13 protein-coding genes are annotated in these 13,116 nt (G+C 72.0%); 10 read left to right on the forward strand and 3 right to left on the reverse strand.

The features are described from left to right. The first annotated feature begins 120 nt into the window (after positions 1-120). Positions 121-1,527, forward strand: a complete 1,407-nt coding sequence (locus ACIBST_RS18110) for a putative quinol monooxygenase (RefSeq protein WP_397172871.1) — start codon at positions 121-123, stop codon at positions 1,525-1,527. Here ACIBST_RS18110 and ACIBST_RS18115 read toward each other — a convergent pair. Beyond that, positions 1,524-1,769, reverse strand: coding sequence for a glutaredoxin family protein (locus ACIBST_RS18115; protein WP_397172873.1), 246 nt, complete (start codon positions 1,767-1,769; stop codon positions 1,524-1,526). The genes ACIBST_RS18110 and ACIBST_RS18115 overlap by 4 nt on opposite strands. Before the next feature lie 112 nt (positions 1,770-1,881). Here ACIBST_RS18115 and ACIBST_RS18120 point away from each other — a divergent pair, with 112 nt between their 5' ends. The 7 genes from ACIBST_RS18120 to hemL all read left to right on the forward strand — a co-directional run bounded on the left by ACIBST_RS18120 (position 1,882) and on the right by hemL (position 9,331). Beyond that, the gene (locus ACIBST_RS18120) at positions 1,882-2,559 is read left to right on the forward strand and encodes a redox-sensing transcriptional repressor Rex (RefSeq protein ID WP_352357297.1); all 678 of its coding nucleotides are present in this window, start codon (positions 1,882-1,884) and stop codon (positions 2,557-2,559) included. Continuing rightward, a complete protein-coding gene (locus tag ACIBST_RS18125; protein WP_397172875.1) occupies positions 2,556-3,812 on the forward strand; it encodes a glutamyl-tRNA reductase in 1,257 nt (418 codons plus the stop codon). The genes ACIBST_RS18120 and ACIBST_RS18125 overlap by 4 nt, the downstream gene beginning before the upstream one ends. Further along, entirely contained in the window at positions 3,809-4,714 is a 906-nt protein-coding gene (gene hemC / locus ACIBST_RS18130) for a hydroxymethylbilane synthase (protein WP_397172876.1), read from the forward strand. Before ACIBST_RS18125 ends, hemC begins: the two co-directional genes overlap by 4 nt. A 35-nt stretch (positions 4,715-4,749) precedes the next feature. Then, positions 4,750-6,255 (forward strand): bifunctional uroporphyrinogen-III C-methyltransferase/uroporphyrinogen-III synthase, encoded by a 1,506-nt coding sequence (locus tag ACIBST_RS18135; protein ID WP_358007896.1) that lies wholly within the window; start codon positions 4,750-4,752, stop codon positions 6,253-6,255. Then, entirely contained in the window at positions 6,252-7,235 is a 984-nt protein-coding gene (hemB, locus tag ACIBST_RS18140) for a porphobilinogen synthase (protein WP_397172878.1), read from the forward strand. The genes ACIBST_RS18135 and hemB overlap by 4 nt, the downstream gene beginning before the upstream one ends. Positions 7,236-7,363: 128 nt before the next feature. Next, on the forward strand, positions 7,364-7,993 hold the full coding sequence (locus tag ACIBST_RS18145) for a bifunctional DNA primase/polymerase (RefSeq protein WP_397172880.1): 630 nt from the start codon (positions 7,364-7,366) through the stop codon (positions 7,991-7,993). Between the two features lie 48 nt (positions 7,994-8,041). Beyond that, entirely contained in the window at positions 8,042-9,331 is a 1,290-nt protein-coding gene (gene hemL, locus ACIBST_RS18150; protein WP_397172882.1) for a glutamate-1-semialdehyde 2,1-aminomutase, read from the forward strand. Here the strand turns inward: hemL and ACIBST_RS18155 are convergent. Then, positions 9,273-10,172, reverse strand: a complete 900-nt coding sequence (locus ACIBST_RS18155) for an EamA family transporter (RefSeq protein WP_397172884.1) — start codon at positions 10,170-10,172, stop codon at positions 9,273-9,275. The genes hemL and ACIBST_RS18155 overlap by 59 nt on opposite strands. Positions 10,173-10,355: 183 nt before the next feature. On the opposite strand from ACIBST_RS18155, the gene ACIBST_RS18160 reads away from it, so the two are divergent. Further along, the gene (locus ACIBST_RS18160; RefSeq protein WP_397172886.1) at positions 10,356-11,276 is read left to right on the forward strand and encodes a LysR family transcriptional regulator; all 921 of its coding nucleotides are present in this window, start codon (positions 10,356-10,358) and stop codon (positions 11,274-11,276) included. A gap of 73 nt (positions 11,277-11,349) precedes the next feature. On the opposite strand, the gene ACIBST_RS18165 is transcribed toward ACIBST_RS18160, so the two are convergent. Then, a complete protein-coding gene (locus ACIBST_RS18165) occupies positions 11,350-12,210 on the reverse strand; it encodes a DMT family transporter (RefSeq protein WP_358290276.1) in 861 nt (286 codons plus the stop codon). A 243-nt stretch (positions 12,211-12,453) separates the two neighbouring features. Between ACIBST_RS18165 and ACIBST_RS18170 the strand changes: the two genes are divergently transcribed. Next, a complete protein-coding gene (locus tag ACIBST_RS18170) occupies positions 12,454-13,092 on the forward strand; it encodes a histidine phosphatase family protein (RefSeq protein WP_397172888.1) in 639 nt (212 codons plus the stop codon). The last annotated feature ends 24 nt before the right edge of the window (positions 13,093-13,116 follow it).

Genomic DNA, 13,116 nt, shown 5'->3' on the forward strand with positions numbered 1-13,116 from the left:
GTAATCGCCCTATACCGTATAGGCGCCTACCCCACAGCCTGCGGCGAAGCCCCTCATGGAGCGCCTGTTTCCTCTTCGGCTACCGGCCGGGAGGCATCGTCCGGCAGCATTGGAGTCACCATGGAGATCCTCGTTGCTGTCATAGCCCTTGCCGGTGCGCTCCTCGCCGCCGTCGCGACCGGAGCCCTGATCCGCCGGCTGCGCGACGAGCCCGAGGGGTGGTTGATCGCCTGGACCGTTGCAGCTGGAGCCCTGTGCCTGTCGCTGGCCGCGATCGGCGTCGGTTACGTCCTGGGGTTCGGGCCGGTCACGTTCCGCCTCTACCAGGTGACCGGGTCGCTGCTCGCGCCGCTCTGGCTGGCCGTGGGCCTGATCCAGCTGCTGTCCGACAAGGTGCCGCCGAGGTTCCTGGCCTGGCTGTTCGGCATCGCGCTCACCGTCGTCTCCGTCGCGATCCTGACCTTCGACCCGCTCAGGTCCACCGACCTGGGCAAGGCGCTGCCGTCCGGCTCGGCCATGTGGGGGCTCATCCCGGACAAGCTGCTCATCGGCGTGCACGCGATCGACGTGCTCGTCCTGCTGGCGTGCGTGGTGGTGGCCGGGCTCAAGTGGCGCGGCGGCGACGAGTACGACACCGACAACCTCCATGCGGTCCTGGTCATCGCGCCGTCGAGCATCGCCCTGGTGGGGGCCATGCGGTTCGCGGTGCCGCCGCTGTTCACCACCGCGCTGCTCGCGGTGGGCGCGGCGGCGATCTGGTACACCATGCTGCGCCCGCTGGCGCCGTACGAGGACGACGAGGACGACCTGGAGACGCCGCACGACGACGTGGAGCGCCGGCCTGGCCGCAGGGTCGCGCCCGCGCCCGCGCCCGAGCCCGTGCCGATGCCGGCGCCGGCCGCCGAGCCGCCTCCCGTGGCGCCCCCGCGCCGCTCGCCCGGCCTGGGCGACCTGGTGGCCGAGTACCGGGCGGGCGACCAGCAGGTCGACTACGCCGCCCGGATGGGGGCCGCGCCCGACTCGGGCCCCGCGACCGGCTACATCATGAACGGCTCCCCGCCCCCGCGCATGGACACCTCCCCGCGCATGGACGCCCAGCCCCCCCGGCCCGACTACGCGATGCCCGGCACCGGCGTGGTCTACCCGGGCGCCGAGCTGTTCACCCCGTCGCAGCCGCAGCAGGCGGGCGGCAGGCCCTCGCCCAGCATCTACGGCCTGCTCACCGTCTTCACGATCATGGACGGCGCCGGCGAGGCGTTCGACCGCCTGGCCGAGGCCACTGTCGAGGCCGTGCGCCGCGGCGAGCCCGACACGCTCGTCTACGCCTGCCACGCCGTCAAGTCGGCCCCCTTGCAGCGCATCGTCTACGAGCTCTACCGCGACGAGGTCGCCTACCGCGACCACCAGCGCCAGCCGCACGTCGAGCGGTTCCTCAACGAGCGTCAGGCGATGGTGCTGGCCACCAACGTCATCGAGCTCAACGTCAACGCCGCGAAGGTGGTGCCGCTGCCCACCGTCATGTTCTAGGCCGTGTCCCAGGCGAGGGCGGCGCGCAGGCGGGCCTCGTCGACCCGCCAGAAGTCGTGCTGCACGCCGTCGATCAGCGTCACCGGGATCATCTCCCAGTACTTCTCCCTGAGCTCCTCGGAGGAGTCGATGCTGACCTCCTCCCACGGCACGCCCAGCTCTCCGGCCACCCTGGCGATGACCGCGCGGGCGTCGTCACAGAGGTGGCAGCCGGGTTTGCCGAGCAAGGTGATGCGATGCATGTCCCAACCGTAGCGCCCCTACTTTGTGCATCGGTTCACAAAGGGATTAACCTGAAAGACGGTTCTAATCCGTTCAGCGGTCCCCACCGCCCGTTCCCTGGAGCTCCGGCACGTGAAGAGCCCGTCCCAGTCCCGTGACCGCGGCATCCCCGAGGCGACGGTCGCCAGGCTTCCGTTGTACCTCCGGGCGCTGCACGGGATGGCGGAGCGCGGCGTCGCGACCGTGAGCTCGGAGGACCTGGCCGTGGCCGCGGGCGTGAACTCGGCCAAGCTCCGCAAGGACCTTTCGCACCTCGGCTCGTACGGCACCCGCGGCGTAGGCTATGAGGTGGAGTACCTCGTCTACCAGATCTCCCGCGAGCTCGGCCTGACGCAGGACTGGGCGGTGGCGATCGTCGGAGTCGGCAACCTCGGCCGCGCTCTGGCGAACTACGGCGGCTTCGTCTCCAGGGGCTTCCGCGTGGCCGCGCTCTTCGACGCCGACCCCGAAGTCGTGGGCGACACCATCGCGGGGTTGAATGTGGAGCACATCGACGAACTGGAAGCCGTCATCAAGCGGCGTGGAGTCTCGATCGTGGTACTGGCGACACCGGCGGCAGCGGCGCAGGAAGTGTGCGATCGTGTTGTCGCCGTGGGCGTGACCAGCATCCTGAACTTCGCCCCAGTCGTTCTCACCGTTCCGGACACCGTCGACGTCCGGAAGGTCGACTTGTCAATCGAACTGCAGATTCTCGCGTTCCACGAGCAACGCAAGGCTGGGGGGCCACTCATGGCGGTGGACGGTCAATGAGTGTTCTGGCGATCGGACTCAGCCACCGGACCGCTCCGGTGGCGCTTCTCGAACGCGTCTCGGTGACCGGTGACGCGCTGGTCAAGCTGCTGCACGACGTGCAGCAGGACACCAGCGTCGCGGAGGCCATGGTGATCTCGACCTGCAACAGGGTCGAGATCTACGTCACGGTCGACCGCTTTCACGCCGCGGTCACCTCGATCAGCGGGCTGCTGGCCGTTCACTCCGGCGTGCCGGCCGACGAGCTGACCCCGCATCTCTTCGTGCACTACGAGGAGCGGGCCGTCGAGCACCTGTTCTCGATGGTGTGCGGCCTCGACTCCATGGCCGTCGGCGAGGGCCAGATCCTGGGCCAGGTCCGCCAGGCGCTCAAGCTCGCCCAGAAGCACGGCACGGTCGGCGCGACCCTCAACGAGCTGACGCAGCAGGCGCTGCGCGTCGGCAAGCGCGCCCACACCGACACCGGCATCGACCAGGCCGGCCCCTCGCTGGTCTCGGCGGGCCTCGCGCTGGCCGGCGACCTGGCCGGGCGGCGGGCGCTGGTGGTGGGCGCGGGCTCGATGAGCTCGCTGGCCGCCGTCACGCTCCAGCGCGCCGGGGTCACCGACATCGTCGTGGCCAACCGCACGTACGAGCGGGGCGCGCGGCTGGCCGAATCGGTCGGCGGGCGGGCCGTCGCGTTCGCCGCCGTGCGCGAGGAGCTGGCGGGCGCCGACGTCGTCATCACCTGCACCGGCGCCGGGCGGCACGTCATCACCCCCGACATGCTGACCAGGGGCGTGTTCCTGCTCGACCTGGCGCTGCCGCACGACATCGACCCGGCCGTGCGCCAGGTGCCCGGCGTCACGCTGGTAGACCTGGAGACGATCCAGGAGTCCGGCGTCGGCGCGCGCGGCGGCGACGCCGTCGAGTCCGTGCGCGCGCTCGTGGCCGAGGAGCTGAACGCCTACCTCGACGCCGCCCGCGCCGCCCGCGTCACCCCGACCGTGGTGGCGCTGCGCAGCAAGGCGGCGGGCGTGGTGGAGTCCGAGCTGGGCCGCCTGATGATGCGCATGCCCGATCTCGACGACAAGGCCAGGGACGAGATCGCCATGACCGTGCAGCGGGTCGTTGACAAACTGCTTCACGAGCCGACTGTGCGTGTCAAGCAGCTCGCCGCCGGTCCAGGGGGCGATCATTATGCGGAAGCCCTGCGTGAATTGTTCGATCTCGATCCGAAGATGCCCGCGGCCGTGAGGGAGGTGGAGCTGTGAACCTGCGGTTGGGTACCCGCCGCAGCATGCTGGCGACCACGCAGTCCCAGATGGTGGCCGACGCTCTCACCGCGCGCACCGGGCGTCCGGTCGAGCTGGTGGGCGTGACGACCTTCGGCGACGTGACCAAGGCGCACCTGGCGCAGCTCGGCGGCACCGGCGTGTTCGTCAGCGCGTTGCGCGACAAGCTGGTCGAGGGTGAGATCGACTTCGCCGTCCACTCGCTGAAGGACCTGCCGACCAAGCAGGACCCGCGCTTCACGCTGGCCGCGCTCCCCGAGCGCCACGACCACCGCGACGCGCTGGTCGGCTCGCACAAGTTCGCCGACCTGCCCGCCGGGGCCCGGGTCGGCACGGGCTCGCCGCGCCGCGTCGCCATGCTGAGCGCGCTCCGCCCCGACCTGGAGTACGTCCCGATCCGCGGCAACGCCGACACGCGCATCGGCAAGATCGCCGCGGGCGAGCTCGACGCCGTCGTGCTGGCCAGCGCCGGGCTCACCAGGCTCGGCCGCGGCGGCGAGATCGCGCAGATCTTCGAGGTCGAGGAGCTGCTGCCGGCCCCCGGCCAGGGCGCGCTCGCCGTGGAGTGCCTGGCCGCGCGCGCCGACCTGATCGAGACCCTGTCCGTGCTCGACGACCCGCGCACGCGCAGCGCGGTGACCGCCGAGCGCGCCGTGCTGTCCGCCCTGGAAGCAGGCTGCGCCGCCCCCGTGGGTGCTTTCGCGGCCGATCACGGGCACACTCTGAACCTGACCGCCGTGGTCGTCTCCATCGACGGCCGCGAAGCGGTCCGCAAGTCCGCCGCCGGTTCTCCTTCGGAGGCTGCACAGCTGGGCCGCCTCCTGGCGGCCGAGATGATCGCCGAAGGGGCCGACAGATTGATGGGGGAGCATTCCCATTGAGCTCCGATAGTCCAACCTCCGGTTTCGTCGCCTTCGTGGGGGCGGGTCCCGGTGACCCCAACCTGCTGACGCTCCGCGCCGCCGAACTTCTCGGCAAGGCGGACGCCGTCGTGCTCGACGACGAGCAGTTCGGCCCGCTGCTCAAGCACTGCCGCGAGGGCGTCGAGGTCGCCGAGGGCGACTACGTCCAGCGGGCCAAGGCCGGGCAGCTCGTGGTGCGCCTGTGCGCGGGCGACCCCATGTTGTTCTCCTCGATCGACGACGAGGTCGCGGCCTGCGTGGCGGCGGAGGTGGACTTCGAGATCGTGCCCGGCGTGCCGCCCGCGACCGCGGTGCTCACCTACGCCGGCATCCCGGCGGCCACGGCCGTGCCCGAGTTCCGCGTCGTCGACGCCGCTCAGGAGCAGGACTGGTCGTCCCACGCCGCCACCCGCGGCACGCTGGTGATCTACAACGGCATCACCGAGGCCGTCGCCATCGGCAAGGCGCTGATCGCCGGCGGCAAGCCCGACACCACGCCGGTCGCCGTCAGCAGCGGCGGCACCACCACCGAGCAGTACACCGTCGTGTCCTCGCTCGGCCGGCTGCAGGCCGACCTGAAGCACGCCGGGTTCACCGAGCCCGCGCTGATCGTGGTCGGCGAGGCCGTCGGGCAGCGCGAGCGGCTGTCGTGGTTCGAGACCAAGCCGCTGTTCGGCTGGCGGGTGCTGGTGCCGCGGACGAAGGAGCAGTCCCGCAGCCTGTCCGAGCAGCTCGTGGCCTACGGCGCGGTGCCCGAGGAGGTGCCGACCATCTCGGTCGAGCCGCCGCGCACGCCGCAGCAGATGGACCGCGCCATCAAGGGCCTGGTCACCGGCCGCTACGAGTGGGTGGCCTTCACCAGCGCCAACGCCGTCAAGGCGGTGCGCGAGAAGTTCGAGGAGTACGGGCTCGACGCGCGCGCCTTCGCCGGGCTCAAGGTGGCCGCCGTGGGCGAGGCCACCTCGCGGGCCCTGGTCGAGTTCGGCGTCAAGCCCGACCTGCTGCCCTCGGGCGAGCAGTCCTCAGAAGGGCTCGTGGCCGAGTGGCCGCCCTACGACTCGATGCTCGACCCGATCAACCGGGTGCTGCTGCCCAGGGCCGACATCTCGACCGACACGCTGGTGGCCGGGCTCACCGAACTGGGCTGGGAGTGCGACGACGTGACGGCGTACCGGACGGTGCGCGCCGCGCCGCCGCCCGCGCCCATCCGCGAGGCGATCAAGGGCGGCGGCTTCGACGCCGTGCTGTTCACCTCGTCCTCCACCGTGCGCAACCTGGTCGGCATCGCGGGCAAGCCGCACAACGTCACCGTGATCGCGGTGATCGGGCCGCAGACGGCCAAGACGGCCGAGGAGTTCGGGCTCCGGGTCGACGTCATGTCCGACAAGCCATCCGCATCAGCCCTGGCCGCAGCGCTGGCCGAGTTCGGTGCCAAGCAGCGCCAGGCGGCCGTGGCCGCGGGTGACAGCCCGCGCAGGCCCTCCCAGAACCGCCGTGGCGCCAGGAGGAGAGCCAAGTGACCGCCCAGTACCCCGTCGCCCGTCCCCGGCGCCTGCGTCGCAGCCAGGCGCTGCGCCGGATGGTGTCGGGCACGCGGCTGCACGCCGCGGACCTGATCCTGCCGATGTTCGTCAAGGAGGGCATCGACGCGCCGCAGCCGGTGGCGTCCATGCCGGGCGTGTTCCAGCACACCCGCGACTCGCTGCGCAAGGCCGCGCACGACGCGGCCGAGGCGGGCGTGGGCGGCCTGATCCTGTTCGGCATCCCCGCGGTCAAGGACGCGACCGGCTCGGCGGCCGACGACCCCGACGGCATCCTCCAGGTCGCGCTGCGCGAGGTGAGCGCCGAGGTCGGCGACGCCCTCGTGGTCATGGCCGACACCTGCCTCGACGAGTTCACCGACCACGGCCACTGCGGGATCCTGACCCCGTCCGGCGAGGTGGACAACGACGCCACGCTTGAACGTTACGCCTCCATCGCGCTGGCCCAGGCCGCCGCCGGCTCCCAGATGATCGCGCCGAGCGGCATGATGGACGGCCAGGTCGGCGCCATCCGCGCCGCGCTCGACGGCGCCGGCCACGCCGACGTCCCGATCCTGTCCTACTCCGTCAAGTACGCCTCCGCCTTCTTCGGCCCGTTCCGCGAGGCCGCCGAGTGCGCGCCGCAGTTCGGCGACCGCAGCACCCACCAGCAGGACCCGGCCGGTCCGCTGGAGGAGGCGCTGCGCGAGGTCAGGCTCGACCTGGCGGAGGGCGCCGACGCCGTCATGGTCAAGCCGGCGCTGGCCTACCTCGACGTCATCACCCGGGTGCGCGACGCGGTCGACGTGCCGGTGGCGGCCTACCAGGTGAGCGGCGAGTACGCGATGGTCGAGGCGGCGGCGGCCAACGGCTGGATCGACCGCGACCGGACGATCATGGAGTCGCTGGTCGCCATCAAGCGCGCCGGCGCCGACATGATCCTCACGTACTGGGCGACGGAAGTGGCGCGACAGCTCTAACCAAGGGGTTTCCCGTCAACTCCTGAGGCGTGTGCGTTAGAGTGCGATGACAAGTGCTGGTGTGTCCCGCGGTGTGCGAACGGCCCGGAGCCGGGACCTCCTCAGGCGCTGACTCGACGGGAGACACCATGGTGGGGGTACCACTGGCTCGGCGTACCAGAAAGCGGTCGCGGCCGACACGCATCGATTCCGTGCTGGAGTACGCGTCCCTGGGCTGGCCCGTCGTGCCGGGTGCCTTTCCGCTGCGTCAGGGCCCGCGCGCGTGTTCGTGCGACCGCGTCGGCTGTCCCGACCCCGGCGCCCATCCGCTCTCGCCCGCCTGGCACATGCAGGCCACGACGGACACGACGCTGCTGACCCGCTGGTGGGAGAGCGAGCCGGAGGCCAACGTGATCCTGCCCACGGGGCGCGTGTTCGACGTGTTCGACGTACCGCTCGCCTCCGGCCTGTCGGCCCTCACCAGGATCGACGCCGCCGGAGCCCACCCAGGCCCGGTCGCCGCTCAAGGCGACCGGGTCTTGTTTTATGTGGCCACCCGCGGCAACCCCGAGGACGAGGACGAGTGGTGGTCCTGCCAGCTCGACTGCGACCCGGCCACCATCGACGACACGCCGGGCCTGCGCTGGCACTGCCGCGACAGCTACGTGCTCGCGCCGCCCTCCATGCTGCCCTCGGGCCAGCCGGTGTCCTGGCTGCGGCCCCCCGACGGCCGTCCGCTGCCCGACCCGCTGCGCATCCTGGACTGGCTCGCCGACTGAGCACGCCCCGCGGCGGGGGCACGGACCTGCGGGACTAACCTGGGTCGGGTGAGCCGTACACAGAACTCCGAAGGTCTTTTCACCCGCGCCAGGGAAGTGGTGCCCGGCGGCGTCAACTCGCCCGTGCGCGCGTTCGGCGCGGTGGGCGGCACGCCGCGTTTCATGGCCTCGGGCCAGGGGCCGTACATCACCGACGTCGACGGCAACCGCTACGTCGACCTGGTCTGCTCCTGGGGCCCGATGATCCTCGGCCACCGGCATCCCGCGGTCGTCGAGGCCGTCTCCGGCGCGGTCGCCCACGGCTTCTCCTACGGCACCGCCACGCCGGGCGAGGTCGAGCTGGCCGAGGAGATCGTCTCCAGGATGGCGCCGGTCGAGAAGGTGCGCCTGGTCAGCTCCGGCACCGAGGCGACGATGAGCGCGGTGCGCCTGGCGCGCGGCTTCACCGGGCGGTCCAAGGTGATCAAGTTCGCCGGCTGCTACCACGGGCACGTCGACGCCCTGCTGGCCTCGGCCGGGTCGGGAGTGGTGACGTTCGGGCTGCCGGACACCCCCGGCGTCACCGGGGCGTCGGCGGCCGACACGATCGTGCTGCCGTACAACGACGTGCAGGCGGTGGAGGAGGCGTTCGCGGCCGCCGAGATCGCCTGCGTGATCACCGAGGCGTGCCCGGCGAACATGGGCGTCGTCCCGCCGCGCGACGGGTTCAACGCCCGGCTGCGCGAGCTGTGCACGGCCAACGGCGCGCTGCTCATCGTCGACGAGGTGCTGACCGGCTTCCGCGTCTCCTCCGCCGGCTGGTACGGCCTCGACCCGGTCGACGCCGACCTGATGACGTTCGGCAAGGTCATGGGCGGCGGGCTGCCCGCGGCGGCGTTCGGCGGCCGGGCCGACGTGATGGCCTTCCTGGCCCCGGAGGGCCCGGTCTACCAGGCGGGCACGCTGTCCGGCAATCCGCTGGCGTGCGCCGCGGGCCTGGCGACCCTGCGCGCCCTCGACGCCGACGCCTACGCGCGCATCGACGCCGCGGCGCTCGCGGTGGGCGACGCGGCGGCCGAGGCGCTGGCGAAGGCGGGCGTGCCCCACCGGTTGCAGCGTGCCGGCAGCCTGTTCTCGATCTTCTTCGCCGAGGGCGAGGTCGGCAACTTCGACCAGGCCAAGGCCCAGAACACCGCGGCCTTCACCGCGTTCTTCCACGCGATGCTCGACCAGGGCGTCTACCTGCCGCCGTCGGCGTACGAGGCGTGGTTCCTGTCGGCCTCGCACGACGACGAGGCGCTCAACCGGATCGCCGAGGCCCTGCCGGCAGCGGCGAAGGCGGCCGCGGCGGTTCTGTAGCCCGGCGCGGCCTGGTGCCGGCGTACAGCACGCCGGTGACGATGAGGGCCGCGGCCACGAGCTCGATCCAGGAGAGGGGCTCGCCGGCCACCAGCGCGGCCGACGACATGCCGAACACCGGCACCAGCAGCGTGTACGGCGCCACGGTCGAGGCGTCGTACCGGCGCAGCAGCCAGCCCCACACGCCGAACCCGCCGAGCGTCGAGACGAAGGCCACGTAGGCCAGCGACAGCCAGCCCTCGGCGGGGGCCGTCAGCACGGGCGGCCCCTCGACCAGCAGCGACAGCAGCAGCAGGGGCGGCGCCGAGAAGGCGCTCACCCAGACCATGAACCGCAGCGAGTCCGGCGGCGCGGCCCTGCGCTGCACCACGTTGCCGAGCCCCCAGGCCGCGGCGGCGGCCACGCACAGGGCGAAGGCGCCCAGCGGGCCGGACACCCCGAAGTCGAACGCGACCAGGGCCAGGCCGCCGAAGGCGACCGCCAGGCCGAGGACGCGGCGGGCGGTGAGCCGCTCGCCGAGCAGCGTGACCGCGAACAGCACGGTGAACAACGCCTGCATCTGCAGGACGAGAGAGGTCAGTCCGGCCGGCATGCCCGCTCGCATGCCCACCAGCAACAGGCCGAACTGACCCACTCCGAGAGTGGCCGCCACCCCGGCGACCCAGCGCCACGGGACTCCCGGCCGGCCCGCGAGCAGCAGGGCGGGGAACGCCGCCAGGGTGAACCTGATCCCCGCGTACAGCAGGGGAGGGAAGTGCTTCAGGCCGACCTGCATGACGACGAAGTTGAAGCCCCACACGGCCGCGAGGCCGACGGCGAGGGCGAGGTGGCGGGGGCTCACGCAGAGCGGGTCTTCTGGTACCGGTTGCGCTGCTCGCGAGCCTGCTCGGCGAGGACCTTCAGGTACGAGGTGGAACGGATCTCGGGCTTCCTGCTCTTAATGATTCGCATGCATATATTTTCATCTGCTTCAGATACAAGGACAAGCGAGACTTTCTACGCTAAACCCTTTAGTCTGGCTTACATGTTGGACCTGAACCGGCTCAAGGCACTTCACGCCGTGCACGTGTACGGGTCGGTCGGCGCGGCGGCCGACGCGCTCATGGTCACGCCGTCGGCCGTCAGCCAGCAGATCGCCAAGCTGGAGCGGGAGACCGGCGCGCGGCTCATGGAGCGCAGCGGCCGGGGCGTGCGGCTGACCGACGCCGCCGGGCTGCTGGCCGAGCACGCCGAGCGCATCCTGGCCCTGGTCGAGACCGCGGAGGCGGACTTCGAGGCGCTGCGCGGCGAGGTCGTCGGCCGGCTCAGCATCGCCGCCTTCGCCACCGCGACCCGCGGCCTGATGCCGGGCGCGGTCGTCCAGCTCAGGAGGCGCCACCCCGACCTGCACGTGCAGCTCTACGAGCGCGAGCCCGAGCGGGTGCTGCGCGAGGTGGCCAGGGGCGAGCTGGACCTGGGCGTGATGCAGGACTGGCTCAACCGGCCCATCGCCATGCCCGAGGGCCTGTCCAGGGCCACGCTGCTCGACGACGTGGCCGACGTCGCGATCCCCGCCGACCATCCGCTGGCCGGGCGCAGGGAGGTGGGGCTGGCCGAGCTGCACGGCGAGCGGTGGATCAGCTCCTCGCCCGGCACGGTCTGCCACGACTGGCTGGTCTTCACGCTGCGCAACGCCTCGCTGGAGCCGGAGATCGCATGCATGGCCGACGAGTACCCCACCCAGCTCGCGCTGGTCGCCGCCGGGCTCGGCTGCGCGATCGTGCCGCGCCTGGGCCGCGACTGCGTGCCCGACGGCGTGCGGCTGGTCCCGATCATGCCGCGGCAGACGCGCCGCATCTACGCCGTGTGGCGCACCGACGCGGCCCGCCGTCCGGCGATCAGGGCCACGGTCGAGGCCCTGATCGGCGTCAGTCGCGAGCAGGAGAACGCCTGGGCGGTCAGCTGAGCACCCGGCCGGGCCGCGCTCAGCTGAGCACCCGGCCGGGCCGCGCTCAGCTGAGCACCCGGCCGGGCCGCGCTCAGCTGAGCGCGATCGCCACCACGCCGCCGAGGATCACGCCCGCCGCCAGCAGCCGCCGCCGCAGGTCGCCCTCGGCCAGCAGCCGCCCGCCGAGCAGCACCGCGATCAGCACGCTCACCTCGCGCGCCGGCGCCACCACGCTCACCGGCGCCATCGTGAACGCGATCAGGACCAGCAGGTACGACAGGAAGATCAGGAACGCCGCCCCCACGATCCGCGACCGGTGCTCCCGCCACACGGACCCGACCAGCCGCCGCCTGGCCCCCGCGACGAACGGCGTGAGCGCCAGCGCCCGCCCGACCTCGCCGAGGTAGTTGAGCATGATCGGCGCCACCGCGAACGCGCTGACCACCTGCGAGTCCCACACCGTGTACCCGGCGATGAACAACCCCACGACCAGCCCCGACACCAGCCCCCGCAGGTCGCCACGCCCGGCCGCGCCGCCGCTCATCATGAACACCCCGACCCCGACGAGCACGATCCCGGCCACGCCGGCCGGCGCCGGGTGCTCGTCAAGGAACAGCACGGCGACCAGGCTGGCCAGCATCGGCCCCGTCCCGCGGGCGACGGGGTAGACCAGCGACAGGTCGCCGGCGCCGTAGCCGCGCTGGAGCAGCACGAAGTAGCCCAGGTGCAGGGCCGTGCTGCCGCAGATCACCGCGAGGTCGCCCCACGACAGCCGGGCGCCCGTGACCAGCAGGAACCCGGCGAACAGCGGGCTCCACACCACCGTGGCCACGACCCCGACCAGCCAGAGGAAGACGATGCCGTCCGCCTGGGACGCCTTCTTGCTCAGCAGGTTCCAGGTGGCGTGCGCGACGGCGGCGACGAGAATGAGGACCAGCGCCCAAGGGCTCATCCGGGCGACTCCTTCCAGGGGTGACGGAGAGGAGCCTCCAGGCTTTTGTCCCGTCAGCTGTACGGCCCGGCGCGGGCCGCGGCGCCGCTCGGACCTGTCTTCCGGCCCTGGTTGTGTGACGGGGGAGGCGGACCGGACGCGGAACCCTAGGCGCAGTCGTCCCGACCCTACCCCCGCGCGAAATGCCGGACCAGGCAGCCCCTGACTATGACCGGCATCGAAACGGATAGGCTGTGGCACACCATGGCTGAAACCACCGTCGTCCACCTTTTGCGCCACGGTGAGGTGCACAATCCCGGCGGCATCCTGTACGGCAGGCTGCCCGGCTACCACCTGTCCGACACCGGCAGGCTCATGGCCGAGACGGTCGCCAAGGCCGTCGGCGGCCGCGACATCGTCGCGATCCACAGCTCGCCGCTCGAACGCGCGCTGGAGACCGCGGCCCCGCTCGCCGACAAGCTCGGCCTCGACGTGACCAAGGACGACCGCCTGCTCGAAGCGGCGAACATGCTGCAGGGCCGGCCGGTCGGCCAGGGGCTGGCCATCCTTCGCAACCCGCGCAACTACCGCTATTTCTGGAACCCGCTGCGCCCGTCGTGGGGCGAGGCGTACCCGGCGATCGTGGCGCGCATGAAGGCGGCCGTCGACGACGCCAGGGCGGCCGCGCGCGGGCACGAGGCCGTGCTGGTCAGCCACCAGCTCCCGATCTGGACGATCAGGATGGCCGCCGAGGGCCGCCGGCTCTGGCACGACCCGCGCCGCAGGCAGTGCGCGCTGGCCAGCCTCACCACCTTCACCTTCGAGGGCGACCGCCTGGTCAGCGTCGGCTACAGCGAGCCGGCCGGGTCGCTGAGTTCGGGGCCGTCGATACCAGGGGCCTGATGTCCGGGCCATGTGTCCCCGCCG

Origin of the sequence: Nonomuraea sp. NPDC049684 (genome assembly GCF_044465345.1) — a bacterium.
Classification (GTDB): Bacteria; Actinomycetota; Actinomycetes; order Streptosporangiales; family Streptosporangiaceae; genus Nonomuraea.

Bases quoted from the DNA above. Each gene is read 5' to 3' on its own strand.
- ACIBST_RS18170 (WP_397172888.1), top strand. From the start codon at position 12,454: ATGGCTGAAACCACCGTCGTCCACCTTTTGCGCCACGGTGAGGTGCAC.
- ACIBST_RS18125 (WP_397172875.1), top strand. From the start codon at position 2,556: ATGAGTGTTCTGGCGATCGGACTCAGCCACCGGACCGCTCCGGTGGCG.
- ACIBST_RS18165 (WP_358290276.1), bottom strand. From the start codon at position 12,210: ATGAGCCCTTGGGCGCTGGTCCTCATTCTCGTCGCCGCCGTCGCGCAC.
- ACIBST_RS18145 (WP_397172880.1), top strand. From the start codon at position 7,364: ATGGTGGGGGTACCACTGGCTCGGCGTACCAGAAAGCGGTCGCGGCCG.
- ACIBST_RS18115 (WP_397172873.1), bottom strand. From the start codon at position 1,769: ATGCATCGCATCACCTTGCTCGGCAAACCCGGCTGCCACCTCTGTGAC.
- ACIBST_RS18110 (WP_397172871.1), top strand. From the start codon at position 121: ATGGAGATCCTCGTTGCTGTCATAGCCCTTGCCGGTGCGCTCCTCGCC.
- ACIBST_RS18160 (WP_397172886.1), top strand. From the start codon at position 10,356: ATGTTGGACCTGAACCGGCTCAAGGCACTTCACGCCGTGCACGTGTAC.